This window comes from Mesorhizobium sp. J428 (assembly GCF_024699925.1).
In the GTDB taxonomy this organism is placed as follows: domain Bacteria; phylum Pseudomonadota; class Alphaproteobacteria; order Rhizobiales; family Rhizobiaceae; genus Mesorhizobium_A.
This window is the reverse complement of sequence record NZ_JAJOMX010000001.1, coordinates 2072521-2088863: the sequence shown is the minus strand read 5'-3', so window position 1 is coordinate 2088863 and position 16343 is coordinate 2072521. Positions and strand designations below refer to the sequence as shown.

Here is a 16343-nt window from a genome sequence, read left to right as displayed (position 1 = left end):
TTTTCGCGGAGATAGTCATCCGCATCGTCCGGCGCCAGATAACACAAGAGCCGCCATCCGTCACGATGGCGGCCCGCAATGCGCGAAAAGGCAGGATTACTTGCAGTTCGAGATGTCGGTCAGGGCGGCGGATATACCCTTCAGCGAGAAGACGTAGCTGGTCGGATTGCCGCGACCCGACTTGGCGGCGACCTTCATGTCGGCGCCTGCGCGCATCGCGGAGATCAGCGCCGGCTCCTCGGCAGCGTTCTCCATCCAGGCGCGATTGCCCTTGGTGAACATGGCGAACTTCTTGTCGCCCACCGTCACCTCGACCTTCGAGTTCTCCTGGAAATTGTAGGAGGCGTTGAACTGCGGTTCGAAGCTGACGTTCTGGCCGGGCTTCTGCGAAACCACGAAATACATCGACTTGCCGTGGTCGAGCGAAGGCGGCTGCTTGTCTGTCGGGATGGTCAGCGTGTAGCAGACCTTGCCCTTCTCGTCGTTGTAGGAATAGAGCGCCCAATCGCCCTTCTGGCCGATCTTGGCGATGTTCTGCGCCTGCGCAATACCGCCCGCCGCGAGCATCGCGCCGGCAATCAGGAGGGGGAGTGTCTTGTGCATATTGTCCTGCCGCAGTTCGTGCCGAGCGCCGGAAACGCGTCCCCGGAAACGTGCCATCGCCGACGCATCTGATACAATTTGATTAAATCCAGGTTACGAAAGGGTTACCACCCGACCGTTTCCGGACCCAACCCGGTGCGGAGCGCCTCATTGGCGCAAATTCATCGCGACAGCAGGCCCCGCGCCCTTGCCGGCCTCGAAAGAGGGGTAGGAAAGCGGCAAGAGTTTGACCTTGGCCTAGTCGACCTCGGCGAGCGACTTCTTCGCGGCGAGCCGGTGAGCCGGCTTGATATGGGTGCGGATGGCAGTGATCGCCGCTGTCAGCACGGCCACGTCGTCGGTGAAACCGAAGCCGACGAGGAAGTCGGGGATGAAGTCGAGCGGCAGGACGAAGTAGGCAAGCGCGGCCAGCAGAGTGCCGCGGACGCGGAAAGGCGTCTTCGGATCGAGCGCGCAGTAATAGGCTGCGACCAGTTCGTCCATGAAGGGAACATGGCGCGCGGCGCGCTTGGCGGTGCGCCAGAACTCGAGCCGGACACGCTTCTCGCGGCGGCCGGTCTCTTCCGCGTCGCCAGGCTCCAGTATCTCGTCGATGTCGATCCGCTTCATCCCGGCATTCTCCTTGCCGGAAAATGTGGGTAGCGCATGGGCGATTTCAATCCACGCCAGCATAGCGGTTCATGCGCTTGGCAAGCTCGATGTCGAGTTCGGTCACGCCGCCCCTGTCATGCGTGGAGAGCGTCACTTTCACGGTCTTGTAGACGTTCGACCAGTCGGGATGGTGGTTCATCTTTTCCGCCGCCAGCGCAGTGCGGGTCATGAAGGCGAAGGCTTCGCTGAAGTTGCGGAACTCGAAGGTGCGTTCGATCGACAGGCCGTCGCTCGCGACCGACCAGCCGGGCAGATCTGCGACTGCCTTGACCAGCTCGTCCGTTGCCAGAAGATCCCTCGCCATCCGATCCTCCTTCAGACGATCCGCTTCAGGCAGAGATAGTGCGCCGGCAGCGCGGGGACAGTCCAGCCGCTATCGCATCATCCGCAAGGCGTCGGGCCGGCCGGCCGACCGCGTGTCCACCATGCCGAGCGGCCAGGCCTCTTCGACGATGTAGGGGCCGCCGCCGACCGAATCGCGTGACGACATCAGTACGAATCGCGACACCCGGAATGGCATCGCGGCGAAATTCCCCCGCGCCGACAGATAGCGGGCCACTTCGCCGTCATTGCCGTTGCGCAGGCGGGCAAGCGTCACATGAGGCACGAACTTGCGCTGGTCCGACGGCGCGCCGACACGGGTGCAGATGCGGTCGATCTCGCCCTGCAGCGCGTTGAGCTCGGGAGAGGGTATCACGCCGGCATAGATCGAGTGCGGCTTCTTGGACCCGAAGGCGCCGACGCCGGACAAGGTGAGGTCGAACGACGGGCGCCGCACCCGGTCCAGCGCGTTGGCGACCTCGTCGGCCACATGGCCTTCGACATCGCCGATGAAGCGCAGCGTGAGATGATAGTTCTCGACGTCGATCCAGCGGGCGCCGGGAAGCCCTCCGCGCAGGAGGGAGAGGGAGAGCGCGGCGTCGCGCGGGATCTCGAGGGCGGTGAACAGACGGGGCATGATGGCACCTCCTCGATTCGATCTCGCATTGCAGCGAATCATCGAATGGCCGACCGGGCAAGCGATTATTTCCGACCTACCGCGGCCTCGCGGAACGTCACCTGATCAATGGTTCGATGATCGGCAGCGCGCCTTCGACCATCCGGTCGACGCCTGCGGCATTGGGATGAAGACCGTCCTCGAGCTGCAGCGACGGGTTTGCCGCCACCCCGTCGAGGAAGAACGGAACGAGCGGCACGCCGTATTTCGCCGCGAGCTTCGGATAGATTCCGTTGAAGGCGGTCGCGTAGTCCGGGCCGAGATTGGGGGCTGCGAGCATTCCGACCAGGACGATACCGATGCCGCGGGCCTTGAGTGAGGCCATCATCCGGTCGAGGTTGTCTTCGGTGATCTGCGGCGGCAGGCCGCGCAGCATGTCGTTCGCGCCAAGCTCGAGGATCACCAGGTCGGTGCCGTCCGGCACGGACCAGTCGAGCCGCGACAGGCCGCCGGACGTGGTGTCGCCCGAAACGCCGGCATTCGCCACGCTGACGTCGTGCCCGCGCGCCTTCAGCGCCGCTTCCAGTTTCTGCGGGAAACCCTCGTCGGGACCCAGATTGAAGCCCGCCATCAGGCTGTCGCCGAAGCCGACGATCCCGAATGTTTCGGCCGCCGCCGGCGCTGCCCATGCGACAACACAAATTAGTGCAGTGCAAAAAGCGCGTTTCGCCTGTTTGAATGCCATCATCCGTTTCCCATATGAGCCACGACCTGCCCGACAGACCTCCATATAGGACCAATCCGCCGTGACAGAAGCCGTTATCGAACTCGAGGACGTCTCGCTGACCCTCGGCCAGGGTGCGTCCCGCGTTCACGTGCTGCGCGGGATCAGCCTTGCCGTCGCACGCGGCGAGGCGGTTGGGATCGTCGGGCCTTCGGGGTCCGGCAAGTCGACGCTGCTGATGGTTCTCGCCGGCCTCGAAGGCGTGGACGGCGGCACGGTGCGCATCGCCGGCGAGACGCTCAACGGCCGCAGCGAGGACGAGATCGCGCGCTTCAGGGGCCGCAATGTCGGGATCGTGTTCCAGTCGTTCCACCTCATCCCCAACATGACGGCGCTGGAGAACGTCGCCGTTCCGCTGGAACTGGCGGGCGTCGCCGATGCGTTCGCGATCGCCGAGCGGGAGCTCGCAGCGGTCGGGCTGGGGGAGCGGATCAGGCACTATCCCGGCCAGCTTTCAGGCGGAGAACAGCAGCGCGTCGCGATCGCGCGTGCGCTGGCGCCGACGCCCTCCATCCTCATTGCCGACGAGCCGACCGGCAATCTTGACCAGGCGACGGGCCGGCATATCGCCGATCTCCTGTTTGCCAAGGCGCGCGAGCGCGGCATGACGCTGGTGCTCGTCACGCACGACCCGGCGCTCGCCGCGCGCTGCCAGCGCCAGATCGCGATCCGCTCGGGGCGGATCGAAACGCCGCCGATGGCTGTGAGCGCATGAAGGCGAACTCGGCGTCTGCGCAGTCGCTGCGCCTGGCCTTCCGATTCGCCCTGCGCGAGATGCGCGGCGGGTTGAAAGGCTTCTTCATCTTCATTACCTGCATCGCACTCGGCGTCGGCGCCATCGGCGGCGTGAATTCCGTCGCCCGCGCGATCACCTCCTCGGTCGCGAGCCAGGGCCAGACGCTGCTCGGCGGCGACATGCGGTTCAACCTCATGCAGCGCGAGGCGTCCGAAAAGGAGCTCGCCTTCCTGAAGGCGCAGGGCGATCTCGCAGTCAGCGCCGGCATGCGTTCCATGGCGCGGCTGGAGGACGGTTCCGACCAGACGCTCGTGGAAGTGAAGGCGGTCGACGGCGCCTATCCCCTCTACGGCTCGCTGGCGACCCAGCCCGCGCTTTCGCATGACGATCTGTTCGGTGAGCGCAACGGCATCTGGGGCGCCGCGGCGCCCGACCTCCTGTTCGACCAGCTCAAGCTGTCCGACGGGGCGCGCATCAGGCTCGGCGGTGCGACCTTCGAATTGCGCGCCCGCATCGTCGACGAGCCCGATCTCGTCTCCGAAGGCTTCGGCTTCGCGCCTCGCCTGATGGTGTCGATAGACGGCTTGAGGGCATCCGGGCTGATCCAGCCGGGCAGCCTGGTCGAGCATGGTTACAAGATAAGGCTGCCGGCCGGAGCGACGGAGGCCGACATAAAACTCATTTCGGACAGCGCGCAGGCCGACTTTCCGCAGGCCGGCTGGAGCATCCGCTCCCGCGCCAACGCGGCCCCCTCGCTCTCCAGCAATGTCGAGCGGTTCTCGCAGTTCCTGACGCTGGTCGGCCTGACCGCGCTCGTGGTGGGCGGCGTCGGCGTCGCGAACGCGGTGCGCGCGCATCTCGACGCCAAGCGCGGCGTGATCGCCACGCTGAAGAGCGTCGGCGCCTCCGGCGGGTTCGTGTTCTCGGTCTATCTGGTCCAGGTGATGATCGTCGCGGCGATCGGCATATTGATCGGCCTCGGCATCGCCCTCGTCATGCCCTTCGCGGCGAGCGCCGCATTGTCCTCCGTTATCCCGGTTCCGGCGGAAGGCGGCGTCTATCCGGACGCGCTTGCGATGGCCGTCTTGTTCGGCGTTCTCGTCACGCTCGCCTTTGCCGTCCTGCCGCTTGGTCGCGCGCGCGACATTCCGGCGACCGCGCTCTTCCGCGAACTGGGACTGGAAGGCCGTGGGCTGCCGCGCCTGCCTTATCTCGTCGCGGCGGGCGGCATTGCCGTCCTGCTCGCGGGACTGGCGATATGGTTCTCGTCCGATCGTCTGATCGCGCTGATCTTCGTCGGCGCGGCGGTGTTCGCTTTCATCGTCCTGCGCAGCGTCGCGGAGCTGGTGCAATGGCTGGCGCGGCGCGCTCCCGCGGTCCGCTCCACGCCGCTGCGCCTCGCCATCGGCAACATCCATCGGCCGGGTGCGCTCACGCCGTCGGTCGTGCTGTCGCTCGGCCTCGGCCTCACCCTGCTCGTGACGCTCGCCCTGATCGACGGCAATCTGCGCCGCCAGATCTCCGGCAACCTGCCGGAGCGGGCACCGAATTTCTTCTTCGTCGACATCCAGCCCGCCGATGTCGATCGCTTCAGCACCCTGGTCTCGCAGGCATCGCCTGGCGGAACCTTGACCAAGGTGCCGATGCTGCGCGGGCGCGTCATCGAACTGAACGGCGTCGACGTGCAGAAGATCGAGGTGCCGCCGGAGGGCCAGTGGGTCCTGCGTGGCGACCGTGGCATCACCTACTCCGAAACAGTTCCGGAAAATGCGACGCTGAGCGCCGGCCAATGGTGGCCGAAGGATTATTCCGGCGAGCCGCTGGTGTCGTTCTCGGCCGAGGAAGCCGGCGAGATCGGCCTGAAGATCGGCGATACGGTCACGGTCAACGTGCTCGGCCGCAACGTCACGGCCCGCATCGCCAATCTGCGCCAGGTCGAATGGGAATCAATGGGCATCAACTTCGTGATGGTCTTCTCGCCCAACGCTTTTGCGGGCGCGCCGCATGCCTGGCTTGCGACCCTGCTCGATCGGAAGGCGAGCGCTGCGGAAGAAGCGCGGATCCTGAACGAGGTGACGCGGGCGTTTCCGGGAGTGACCACGGTGCGGGTCAAGGACGCGCTCGATATCGTCAACCGGCTGATCGGACAGCTCGGAGTCGCGATCCGTGCGGCCGCGGCCGTGGCCCTGATCGCCTCCGTGCTCGTTCTGGCCGGGGCGCTGGCGGCGGGGAATCGCGCGCGGGTTCATGATGCCGTGGTGCTGAAGATGCTCGGCGCGACGCGCGGCACGCTGATCGGGGCGTTTTCGCTCGAATACATGCTCATCGGGCTCGCCACCGCCGTCTTCGCACTTCTCGCCGGCGGTGTCGCCGCCTGGTTCGTCGTGGCGCGGATCATGACCCTGCCGTCGAGCTTCCTGCCGGAGGTCGCGGTCGGGACCGTGCTGTTTGCATTGCTGTTGACCGTCGGGATCGGTCTGGCGGGCACCTGGCGCGTCCTCGGACAGAAGGCCGCACCCGTCCTCCGCGAGCTGTGAGCCCATTTTTACTACTTTGTATGATCACAGGGCGTGTCGCCTCGTAACGGGCCTTGTTACAGACACGAAGAATGATCATATTACGCCGTAGGCATGCTGGAGCCCCGCCAGCGGAGCCTGGAGCGCGGACCGCCGCGCACCGACACCCGACGGGGCAGTAGCAAAGAGGAACTCCTATGGCTGACCTTCGGAACTACCAGATGCGTGCCGGCGCGGGCACCCGCGTCGACACTGGCATCGACGAGGGCCTGCGCGCCTATATGCTCAAGGTTTACAACCTTATGGCGCTCGGGCTCGCGATTACCGGTCTGGCGGCGCTCGGCACCATGATGCTCGCCACCACCAATGATCCCGCCGCCGCCGCGGCCACCCTCGGCAACGGCAAGATGCTGACCGCGCTCGGCACCGCTCTCTACGGCTCGCCGCTGCGCTGGGTCGTGATGCTCGCGCCGCTCGGCGTGGTCTTCTTCCTGAGCGCCCGCGTCCACACCATGTCGGTGTCGGCTGCCCAGACGACGTTCTGGGTCTTCGCCGCGCTGATGGGTCTGTCGCTGTCGTCGATCTTCCTGGTCTACACCTCGGCGTCGATCGTGCAGACCTTCTTCATCACGGCGGCCTCGTTCGGCGCGCTCTCGCTGTTCGGTTACACGACGAAGCGCGACCTGACGGGCTGGGGCTCGTTCCTGATCATGGGCGTGTTCGGCCTGATCATCGCGATGATCGTGAACATCTTCCTCGCCTCGCCGGCGTTGCAGTTCGCGATCTCGGCGATCGGCGTGCTGATCTTCGCGGGCCTGACGGCCTACGACACGCAGAAGATCAAGGAGATGTATTTCGAGGGCGACGAAGTGCTGGTCGCCGGCCGCAAGGCCATCATGGGCGCGCTGACGCTCTACCTCGACTTCATCAACCTGTTCTCGTTCCTGCTGTCGTTCCTCGGCAACCGCGAGTAACGAACGCAGACCGGACTTCGGAAAGGGCGGCTTCGGCCGCCCTTTTCTTTGCCCTGATGATGCGGTATCGCGAGCGCAGCCAATTGGGGAAAGCGCCATGACCATCGACATCCGACCCGCCGTTCCCGACGACCTGCCCGCCATTGCCGCCATTTATGCGGACGCGGTGACGCATGGTGCGGCGAGCTACGAGTTGGAGGCTCCCAGCCTGGAGGAGATGCGAAGCCGCTATCAGGGACTCGTGTCGGCCGGCTATCCCTATTTCGTCGCCGCCGAAGGCGACACGATCCTCGGCTATGCCTATGCCGGGCCGTTCAGGCCGCGCCGCGCCTATCGCTTCATGGTCGAGGACTCGATCTATCTCGCGCCCGAATCACAGGGAAAGGGCATTGGCACCTTGCTGCTCGCGCGGCTTGTCGCGGAATGCACCCGGCTCGGCTTCCGCCAGATTGCGGCGGTGATCGGCGATGGGGAGCGCAACCTCGCCTCCATCCGCCTGCACGAGAAGGCGGGCTTCCGCCATGCGGGCACGCTGGAGGGCTCGGGCTACAAGCACGGCCGCTGGCTCGATACCGTGTTCATGCAGATCACGATGAACGGCGGCAAGGATCTGCCGCCCGATCCCGAATCACTTCCCGGCCGGATGGCCTAGGCTTCCACCAGCTTCAGCGTCTTGTCGAAGACGGTCAGCACGCGGGCCAGCTCGTGGCCGCGCTTCAGGATCATGCCCGAGGCCGCGACGACCGAATAGGCGCCTTGGCGGCGGGCAAGCGAAGGGTCCTTCACGATCCGGTAGAGCGGGGTCTCGCTGGATACGGGCGGAAGACCGAGAAGACCGCCCGGTCGCTCATGTGGTCGATGGCGTAGTCGCGCCATTCATTGGCGGCGACCATCCGTCCGTAGAGCCTGAGAATCAGATCGAGTTCGCGCCTGTCGAACGTTACCGGGATGTCCATCCGCTGGCGGCGCACGTCCGACAGCGGGATCAATATTGCGGAGCTGTCATCGCCCTCCCCGCCGGCGCTGCGATCGACCATCCGCTCCACTCCGTGACAGTTGAGTGACAAGGTCGCGCTTTCGCCGAACGAAATCAATATCTAATCCCGGAAAGGGAGCGGCGGGCCGATCACGCAAGTTCACGCATGATGAAAGCGACGTGATATTGGTGATCGCTTTGACACAATCTCGCCGCGAAATAATCCACCTCTGGCCCGTATTCGACAGAAGTATGCGGATGTTGCCTGAGACGGTTCGGTCCGGCGCCGGCCCTGTAAACCCCAAGCCCCCCGCCCATGGGGCTCGCGCTGGACCGATCCTTCGGGACCCCCCGGGAAACACGGGAGTCTCGAGCGACAATCCCGAAAGACCTGCGGCCGGCATTCGATCTTAGGATCGAATGTCGGTTTTTTCTTTCTCAGACGCTGCCTTGCGGGAAGTTCGCCGCGCCGAGAATCGGCCCGAGCGAGCCGTCGCTGCGGACCGTCTGCAGCAGGACTGCAAAACCTCCCGGACCGCGCTTGGAGATCTCGCTCGCCGGCAGTTCGAACACCGCCGATTTGCCGTGCCACATGCCCGCGGCCTGGACGCCGGTGACGGGGTTCACGTAGCGCACCTTCCTGCCGCTGTTCTCGCCCGCCGTAATGTCCACGGACTGCGCGAAGTCGTAATAGACGATGGTGACGTGCGCCTTCTGCCCGAAGCTGCCGTCTCCCGTGGAAATCACGATGCTGTCGCCGCGCTTGCGGACGTCGACATCGACCACCAGGCCTTTTCCTGCGCTGCCGAGCGAGGACAGCGCGCCTTCGATCTCGCCGCGTTTCGCGCCGTTGACGTGCATGCGGCCGTTGACCACCGCCTGCGGCGTATAGATGGAGCGGCTCTCGAACGTCTTGCGATAGCTATCCTGGCGCGAGGTGCTGTCGGGGTTGGCGAGCGTATCGCGCCAGCCCATGTAGTCCCAGTAGCCGACATGGTAGCCGAGCGTGAGCACGTCGCCCCGCCGGGACAGCTCGGCAAGGTTGGCATCCGCCGGCGGCGAGGACTTGCAGCCCTGGCTCGTGAACAGTTCCACCACCCCGGCAAGGCGCTCGCCCGCCCAGCAGACCGGATTGGCTACAAACAGTGACAGCGCCGTCAGAGCGGCGGCGCCAAGGCTCTTCAGTATCATCGGTCTCACATGCCCCGCTGCCGTATTTCGGCCGCTTTTCTTATCTGCCCAAAGCATAGGCAGACAAGCTTTCAACGGGAAGTCACGTTGGGGTGAGCGCTTCGTGGAGCCGCGGACCGGGATTGGCCGCCATCAGGCCGTTTCGCGCACGAAGATCCGCCGTCCTTCCGGGTCGACGGCGATCAGGCGCTTCTCCCCGCCGATCCGTTCGATATCGCGCTGCAGGTGAACGCCTGCGTCCGCCAGCCTGGCTCGGACCGCAGCCAGGTCGGCGACCTCGATGCCGATCATCATGCCAGGTGAGGCCGTATCCTTGCCGGGATAGATCTCGACCACCAGGCCATTCGCGGCGCTGGCGAGATGCAACGGCCCTGTGCCGTGCCGTTCAGGCGTGAAATGGAGTCCCAACAGGCGGTAGACGCCGGCGGTGCGCTCGATGTCTTCGGCGAAGAGGGTCAGGAAGCAGATCACGGCGATGGCCCGATCACAGGTGTGAAAAGAGAACGGCGCCGGGCGGAGGACCGACCGGCGCCGTCATTCGTGGCTGGCAGCGTTGATTATGCCGCGAGGTCTCGCAGCACGTATTGCAGGATGCCGCCGTTCTTGAAGTAGTCGAGCTCGTCCAGCGTATCGATGCGGCAGAGGATCGGCACGTTCTTCACCGTTCCGTCGGCGAAGGTGACCTTGGCCACCATCTTCTGGCGCGGCTTGATGTTCTCGATCCCGTCGATCTCCACCGTCTCGTCGCCCTTCAGGCCGAGGGAGGCCCAGGAGGTGCCTTCCTCGAAGGTGAAGGGGATGACGCCCATGCCGACCAGGTTCGAGCGATGGATGCGCTCGAAGGACTGCGCGATAACCGCCTTCACGCCGAGCAGGTTGGTGCCCTTCGCTGCCCAGTCGCGCGAGGAGCCGTTGCCGTATTCGACGCCGGCGAAGATGACGAGCGGCACCTTCTCCTGCTGGTAGAGCATCGAGGCGTCGTAGATCGACATCTCTTCCTTCGAGGGATAGTGGATCGTGTAGCCGCCCTCACGGCCGTTCTCGCCCAGCATGTGGTTGCGGATGCGGATGTTGGCGAAGGTGCCGCGCATCATCACTTCATGATTGCCGCGACGCGTGCCGTACTGGTTGAAGTCGGCCACGCCGACGCCATGGTCGGTCAGATACTTGCCTGCAGGGGAAGCCGCCTTGATCGAACCGGCCGGCGAGATGTGGTCGGTCGTGATCTTGTCGCCGAACAGGCCGAGGATGCGGGCGCCCTTGATGTCGCCGATCTTGCCGAAGCCCTTGCCCATGCCGACGAAGTAGGGCGGGTTCTGCACATAGGTCGACTTGTCGTCCCATGCGTAGGTCTGGCCGGACGGCGCCTTGACGGCCTGCCAGTATTCGTCGCCCTTGAACACGTCGGCATATTTGCGGGCGAACAGCTCGCGGGTGACATTCTTGGCGATGAATTCCTGGATCTCGGCGGTCGAGGGCCAGATGTCCTTGAGATAGACCGGCTTGCCGTTCCTGTCCTCGCCGATCGGCTCGGTGGTCAGGTCCTTGGTGACCGTGCCGGCAAGCGCGTAGGCGACGACCAGCGGCGGTGAGGCGAGATAGTTCGCCTGCACGTCGGGCGAGACGCGGCCCTCGAAGTTGCGGTTGCCGGACAGCACGGCGGCCGCGATCAGGCCCTTGTCGTTGATGGTCTTCGAGATCGGCGCCGGCAGCGGGCCGGAATTGCCGATGCAGGTGGTGCAGCCGAAGCCGACGAGGTTGAAGCCGATCTGGTCGAGCTCCTTCTGCAGGCCGGCCTTCTCGAGATATTCGGCCACGACCTGCGAGCCGGGGGCGAGCGAGGTCTTGACCCAAGGCTTCTGCTTGAGGCCGAGCCGGTTGGCGTTGCGGGCAAGCAGGCCCGCGCCGATCAGCACCGACGGATTGGAGGTGTTGGTGCAGGAGGTGATGGCGGCGATCACCACATCGCCATGACCGAGGTCGTAATCGGTGCCCTCGACGGCGTAGCGCTTCGCCACGTCGACGGTCTTCTTGTATTCGGTCTCCATCGCCTTGGCGAAGCCGGCGGCGATATCGGACAGCGCCTGGCGGCCTTCCGGACGCTTCGGGCCGGCCATCGACGGCACGACGTCGCCGAGATCCAGTTCCAGCATGTCGGTGAAGACCGGATCGGCGATCCCGTCGTCGCGCCACATGCCCTGCGCCTTCGAATAGGCCTCGACCAGGGCGATGCGGGCATCCGAACGGCCGGAGGTGGTGAGGTAGTTGAGCGTCTCGCCATCGACCGGGAAGAAGCCGCAGGTCGCGCCATATTCCGGCGCCATGTTGCCGATGGTGGCGCGGTCGGCCAGCGTCATCGAGGAGAGGCCGGGGCCGAAGAACTCGACGAACTTGCCGACGACGCCCTTCTTGCGCAGCATCTGGGTGACGGTGAGCACGAGGTCGGTGGCGGTGATGCCTTCCTTCAGCTTGCCGGTGAGGCGGAAGCCGATCACTTCCGGCAGGAGCATGGAGACCGGCTGGCCGAGCATCGCGGCCTCGGCCTCGATGCCGCCCACGCCCCAGCCGAGCACGCCGAGGCCGTTGATCATGGTGGTGTGCGAGTCGGTGCCGACGCAGGTGTCCGGATAGGCGGTCAGTTCGCCGTCCTCGTCGTTCGTCCAGACCACCTGGCCGAGATATTCGAGGTTGACCTGGTGGCAGATGCCGGTGCCGGGCGGAACGACGCGGAAGTTGCGGAACGCCTGCTGGCCCCATTTCAGGAACTTGTAGCGCTCTTCGTTGCGCTGGTATTCGAGCTCGACGTTGCGGGCGAAGGCCATCGGCGTGCCGAACTCGTCGACGATGACCGAGTGGTCGATGACGAGGTCGACCGGCACCAGCGGGTTGATCTTCTCGGGATCGCCGCCGAGCGCCTTGATGCCGTCGCGCATCGCGGCGAGGTCGACGACCGCCGGCACGCCGGTGAAGTCCTGCATCAGCACGCGGGCGGGGCGGTAGGCGATCTCGACGCCCGCCTTGCCCTTGTCGACCAGCCATTCGGCGACGGCTTCGATCGACTTCTTGGTGACCGAGCGGCCGTCCTCGTTGCGAAGCAGATTCTCCAGCAGCACCTTCATCGAGAAAGGAAGCTGCGAGATGCCGGTCAGCCCGTTCTTCTCCGCCTCGATCAGGTTGAAGTAGACATATTCTGCGTCCCCGACCTTAAGCGTGCGTCGGGCGTTGAAGCTGTCGAGCGATTTAGGCACGATCAATCCCATCCTGGTCTGTTTCGCCGAAGCGGGAACGGACTCCTGAGGCATGACGCGCAAAGGCTGCGGGTACGGTCATTTCCGCTGCCCGTCCCCTGCGTTTTCCCGCTGGGAGAGCGGGTTGCGCGGGCTCGGCAATCTGTGGCTCCCCGTGCCGACCGCTGGCACAGTTGCCTGCTTCATAGAAGCTTTCTAAACAGGGCGCCAGTGCGACGAATAGGCAATTTTGCTGCGTCGCAAGAAATAGTTGCGTCGCGCTCTGTCAGGGCCGGGAAATGGGGACGGATGCGGCTTGTTACGGACAATCTGGCGGGCGATCGCGGAGGCGAACCGGTCTTCGACGGCGTGTCCTTTGCGCTTTCGGACGGCCAATGCCTGATCGTCACCGGCGAGAACGGCAGCGGCAAGTCGACGCTGCTCAGGATCGTCGCCGGGCTGTTGCCCGCCTCGGGCGGATCGGTGAAGCTCGAAGGTGGGGGAGAGGAATGGCCGGACGTAATGCCGGCCTGCCACCATCTCGGCGACCGCAATGCGATGAAGCCGGCGCTGACCGTGGCGGAGAACCTGAAGTTCCGCCAGGATTTCCTCGGCCGGCCGCTTCTGTCTGTCGAGGAGGCGCTGGAGGAGGTCGCACTCCCAAGCGTCGCCACCCTTCCGTTCGGCTATCTCTCGACGGGGCAAAAGCGGCGGGTCGCGATCGCTGGCCTGCTGGTCGCCTTCCGGCCGGTCTGGCTGCTCGATGAGCCGACGGCCGGCCTCGACCTCGGTTCGGAACGGCGCTTCTCGGCGCTGATGCAGGCACATCTGGAAGATGGCGGCATCATCGTCGCGGCGACGCATGTGCCGCTGGGGATAGAGGGGGCCAGGTCGCTGGTGATGGGGGAGGCGGGATGAGGCGCGGGAAGCACCCCCTCACCGTCTCGGGCTACGCCCGATCCACCTCTCCCCCACCAAGTGGGGGAGAGGAGTGGCAGCTTCGGTGTTGCGCGCTCTGTGATTGGCTGCTCCTCTCCCCCGGGCAGGGGGAGAGGTGGCACGCGAAGCGTGGCGGTGAGGGGGTGCTTCTTGCACCTGCTCCCCCATGCTAGCCCTTTACCTCCGCGATCTTCGCCTCGGTGTCCGAGCGGGCGGAGGCGCGCTGATCGGGGTGCTGTTCTTCCTCGTCGTCATCACGGTCGCGCCGTTCGCGATCGGGCCGGACCTGGCCCTCCTGTCACGCATCGGCCCCGCGATGCTGTGGATCGGCGCGCTGCTTGCCAGCCTGCTGGGGCTCGACCGGCTGTTCCAGGCCGACCGCGAAGACGGCTCGCTCGATCTTCTGGTCATCGGCTCCAGCCGCCACATGATGGCGGTGATCGTCTTCGTCAAATGCCTGGCGCACTGGACGACGAGCGTGCTGCCGCTGGTGGTGGCCGCACCGCTGCTGGCGCTGTTCATGAACATGACGTTCGACTCCGCGCTCGGCACTGCTCTCACGCTTCTGGCCGGCACGCCGGCGATCACTTTCATCGGCGCGGCAGGCGCTGCCGTCGCCGTCTCGCTGCCGCGCGGCGGGCTGCTGGTGACGGTTCTCGTCCTGCCGTTGGTGATCCCGGTGCTGATCTTCGGCGTTTCGGCCGCCTATGCGGTCACCGCCGAGCCCGACCCGTTCCTGCCGCCTTTCCTGATGCTCTGTGCGCTGACGCTGTTCTTCGCGGTGATCGGGCCGCTGGCTGCGGGCTATGCACTCAAGAATGCTTCGGATTAGCTCTTCCGCAACCATTAGGAGGTTATTTATGTGGCCCGCCAGAGTAGAGAATTCGACATTTCTACTCGGTATATATGGTCACTACCCCAATCTTGATAACATAGAAGTAACCGCTATTCATATTGATGCAGGCGCGCGAACTCTTACCCTTTCATTTCTTTCCAGAAATCTACCGTATAAACCGCCGTCTAACTGGGAGGAGTTCAATAAAGTTCTCTTCCAGCTTCAATTCTTTCCAATTGAGTCGATCGATCTCTCCAGATTCGATTATCTTGGGTTCAGCACCCTTCGTATGTGGGACTTGGGGAGTTTCATAAATGTCGAATCCAAGGGTGCAATGGATTTGTGCCTGCAATGTGTGTTCGTTCGGATCAACAAGCTCGTAGGGCTTCTGGCTGGAGGATCAAATTAGCCGAGCCTTCACGCGAGGTTGATCCGCGTCAATTGCGCGCCGCATTCGCCCGGTCTATTTGGAGAGCATGAGCGAAGCCGCCACACAGCCGCTGCGATTTGCCGACCTCGCCAATCCGACGCGGTTCCTCGACCTGTCGGGCAAAGCGTTGCCGTGGCTTGGCGCGCTCGCGCTCGTCGTCACCGCCATCGGCCTCGCCATGGGCTTCGCGGCGCCCCAGGACTATCAGCAGGGCATCACGGTCAGGATCATGTATATCCACGTGCCTTTCGCGTGGATTTCCATGATGTGCTACATGGTGATGGCGCTTGCCGCACTCGGCACGCTGGTCTGGAAGCATCCGCTTGCCGACGTGTCGCTCAAGGCCGCAGCTCCCATCGGCGCCGTCTTCACCGCGCTTGCGCTCGCGACCGGGTCGATCTGGGGACGGCCGATGTGGGGCACCTGGTGGGTCTGGGACGGGCGGCTGACGTCGGTCTTCGTGCTGTTCCTGATGTATCTCGGCCTGATCGCGCTCACCCGTGCGCTCGACGATCCGGCGCGGTCCGCCCGCGCGGCGGCGATCGTGACGCTGGTCGGCGTCGTCAACATCCCGATCATCAAGTTCTCGGTCGAGTGGTGGAACACGCTGCACCAGCCGGCCTCGGTGATCCGGCTCGACGGGCCGACCATCCATCCGAGCCTGCTCTGGCCGCTGCTGGTGTCGGCCTTGGGCTTCACGCTGATCTTCTTCACGTTGCACCTGATGGCGATGCGCGCCGAAATCTGGCGCCGGCGCGTGGCCGTGATGCGCCGCATGATGGCGCGGCGGGCCGACCGCGAGGTGGCGGCATGAACCACGTCCTCTTCGTCACGGCCGCCTATCTCGTTTCGGCACTCGGCCTTGCCGGCCTCGGCGCATGGATCCTGCTCGACCAGCGGGCCCGGCAGCGGGAGCTGGCCGATCTCGAAGCCGCCGGTGCGACGCGCCGCTCGGAACGGAAGGCCCGCCGTGACACCGCAGGCTGAGCCCGCGCCCAGGCGCAGGGCCTGGCTCGCGCTGCTGCCGCTCATGGCATTCCTGGCGCTCGCGGCGCTGTTCATGACGCAGCTGATGTCCGGCAAGGACAATTCGGTCGTGCCCTCGGCGCTGATCGGCGCGCAGGCGCCCTCGACCGAGCTGCCGCCGCTCGACGGCATCGGCCTGCCCGGGCTCTCCTCGTCGGCCTTTGCCGGCAAGGTGACGCTGGTCAATGTCTGGGCCTCGTGGTGCGCGCCGTGCCGGCAGGAGCACCCGCTGCTGATGGAGCTTGCCGGCGATAAGCGCATTGTCTTGACCGGCCTGAACTACAAGGACACGCCAGAGAACGCGCGGCGCTTCCTCGGCAGCCTCGGCAATCCCTATTCGGCGATCGGGGTGGATGCGACGGGCTCGACGACGATCGACTGGGGCGTCTACGGCGTGCCGGAAACCTTCCTCGTCGGCAAGGACGGCCGCATCCTCTACAAGCATGTCGGGCCGTTCACGCCGGAGTCGGTGAAGAGCGACCTGATGCCGCAGATCGAGAAGGCGCTGGCCGGCTGAG

18 protein-coding genes and 1 pseudogene are annotated in these 16343 nt (G+C 65.1%); 10 read left to right on the top strand and 9 right to left on the bottom strand.

The window, feature by feature from the left end; all coding sequences use genetic code 11:
• Nucleotides 1–96 precede the first annotated feature (96 nt).
• From LRS09_RS10495 to LRS09_RS10475, 5 genes are all read right to left on the bottom strand, one after another.
• On the bottom strand, nt 97–603 hold the full coding sequence (locus LRS09_RS10495) for an invasion associated locus B family protein (RefSeq protein WP_257806196.1): 507 nt from the start codon (nt 601–603) through the stop codon (nt 97–99).
• A 237-nt stretch (nt 604–840) separates the two neighbouring features.
• Entirely contained in the window at nt 841–1212 is a 372-nt protein-coding gene (locus tag LRS09_RS10490; RefSeq protein WP_257806193.1) for a YkvA family protein, read from the bottom strand.
• Nucleotides 1213–1258: 46 nt separating this feature from the next.
• The gene (locus LRS09_RS10485; RefSeq protein WP_257806191.1) at nt 1259–1558 is read right to left on the bottom strand and encodes a 4a-hydroxytetrahydrobiopterin dehydratase; all 300 of its coding nucleotides are present in this window, start codon (nt 1556–1558) and stop codon (nt 1259–1261) included.
• Between the two features lie 69 nt (nt 1559–1627).
• Nucleotides 1628–2212 carry an RNA 2',3'-cyclic phosphodiesterase gene (gene thpR, locus LRS09_RS10480; RefSeq protein WP_257806185.1) on the bottom strand — a complete coding sequence of 195 codons (585 nt, stop codon included), beginning with the start codon at nt 2210–2212 and terminating at the stop codon, nt 1628–1630.
• A 97-nt stretch (nt 2213–2309) separates the two neighbouring features.
• The gene (locus LRS09_RS10475; RefSeq protein WP_257806165.1) at nt 2310–2936 is read right to left on the bottom strand and encodes an arylesterase; all 627 of its coding nucleotides are present in this window, start codon (nt 2934–2936) and stop codon (nt 2310–2312) included.
• Nucleotides 2937–2997: 61 nt separating this feature from the next.
• Here LRS09_RS10475 and LRS09_RS10470 point away from each other — a divergent pair, with 61 nt between their 5' ends.
• The 4 genes from LRS09_RS10470 (at nt 2998) to LRS09_RS10455 (ending at nt 7853) form a co-directional block, all read left to right on the top strand.
• Entirely contained in the window at nt 2998–3690 is a 693-nt protein-coding gene (locus LRS09_RS10470) for an ABC transporter ATP-binding protein (RefSeq protein ID WP_085462728.1), read from the top strand.
• Nucleotides 3687–6248 (top strand): ABC transporter permease, encoded by a 2562-nt coding sequence (locus LRS09_RS10465; RefSeq protein WP_257806160.1) that lies wholly within the window; start codon nt 3687–3689, stop codon nt 6246–6248. The genes LRS09_RS10470 and LRS09_RS10465 overlap by 4 nt, the downstream gene beginning before the upstream one ends.
• Before the next feature lie 176 nt (nt 6249–6424).
• Nucleotides 6425–7201, top strand: a complete 777-nt coding sequence (locus LRS09_RS10460) for a Bax inhibitor-1/YccA family protein (protein WP_257806152.1) — start codon at nt 6425–6427, stop codon at nt 7199–7201.
• Nucleotides 7202–7298: 97 nt separating this feature from the next.
• Nucleotides 7299–7853: a GNAT family N-acetyltransferase gene (locus tag LRS09_RS10455; RefSeq protein ID WP_257806150.1), complete on the top strand. Its 555-nt coding sequence runs from the start codon at nt 7299–7301 to the stop codon at nt 7851–7853.
• Here the strand turns inward: LRS09_RS10455 and LRS09_RS10450 are convergent.
• The 4 genes and pseudogenes from LRS09_RS10450 to acnA form a co-directional block, all read right to left on the bottom strand.
• A pseudogene (locus tag LRS09_RS10450) lies at nt 7850–8157 on the bottom strand (DUF2794 domain-containing protein). The gene LRS09_RS10455 and the pseudogene LRS09_RS10450 overlap by 4 nt on opposite strands.
• A 458-nt stretch (nt 8158–8615) precedes the next feature.
• A complete protein-coding gene (locus LRS09_RS10445; protein WP_257806144.1) occupies nt 8616–9368 on the bottom strand; it encodes a thioredoxin family protein in 753 nt (250 codons plus the stop codon).
• A 132-nt stretch (nt 9369–9500) separates the two neighbouring features.
• Complete coding sequence (locus LRS09_RS10440; protein ID WP_257806143.1) at nt 9501–9839, bottom strand: VOC family protein; 339 nt, start codon at nt 9837–9839, stop codon at nt 9501–9503.
• 86 nt (nt 9840–9925) lie between these two features.
• Nucleotides 9926–12628, bottom strand: a complete 2703-nt coding sequence (acnA, locus tag LRS09_RS10435) for an aconitate hydratase AcnA (protein WP_257806140.1) — start codon at nt 12626–12628, stop codon at nt 9926–9928.
• Between the two features lie 276 nt (nt 12629–12904).
• Between acnA and ccmA the strand changes: the two genes are divergently transcribed.
• From ccmA to LRS09_RS10410, 6 genes are all read left to right on the top strand, one after another.
• Nucleotides 12905–13513 carry a heme ABC exporter ATP-binding protein CcmA gene (ccmA, locus tag LRS09_RS10430; RefSeq protein ID WP_257806131.1) on the top strand — a complete coding sequence of 203 codons (609 nt, stop codon included), beginning with the start codon at nt 12905–12907 and terminating at the stop codon, nt 13511–13513.
• 187 nt (nt 13514–13700) lie between these two features.
• The gene (ccmB, locus tag LRS09_RS10425; protein WP_257806129.1) at nt 13701–14366 is read left to right on the top strand and encodes a heme exporter protein CcmB; all 666 of its coding nucleotides are present in this window, start codon (nt 13701–13703) and stop codon (nt 14364–14366) included.
• Nucleotides 14341–14778, top strand: coding sequence for an Imm50 family immunity protein (locus LRS09_RS30255; protein ID WP_374684831.1), 438 nt, complete (start codon nt 14341–14343; stop codon nt 14776–14778). The genes ccmB and LRS09_RS30255 overlap by 26 nt, the downstream gene beginning before the upstream one ends.
• Nucleotides 14779–14845: 67 nt before the next feature.
• A complete protein-coding gene (locus tag LRS09_RS10420) occupies nt 14846–15613 on the top strand; it encodes a heme ABC transporter permease (protein ID WP_257806125.1) in 768 nt (255 codons plus the stop codon).
• On the top strand, nt 15610–15786 hold the full coding sequence (ccmD, locus tag LRS09_RS10415; RefSeq protein ID WP_257806124.1) for a heme exporter protein CcmD: 177 nt from the start codon (nt 15610–15612) through the stop codon (nt 15784–15786). Before LRS09_RS10420 ends, ccmD begins: the two co-directional genes overlap by 4 nt.
• A gap of 43 nt (nt 15787–15829) precedes the next feature.
• Nucleotides 15830–16342 (top strand): DsbE family thiol:disulfide interchange protein, encoded by a 513-nt coding sequence (locus tag LRS09_RS10410; protein WP_257810172.1) that lies wholly within the window; start codon nt 15830–15832, stop codon nt 16340–16342.
• Nucleotide 16343 lies beyond the last annotated feature (1 nt).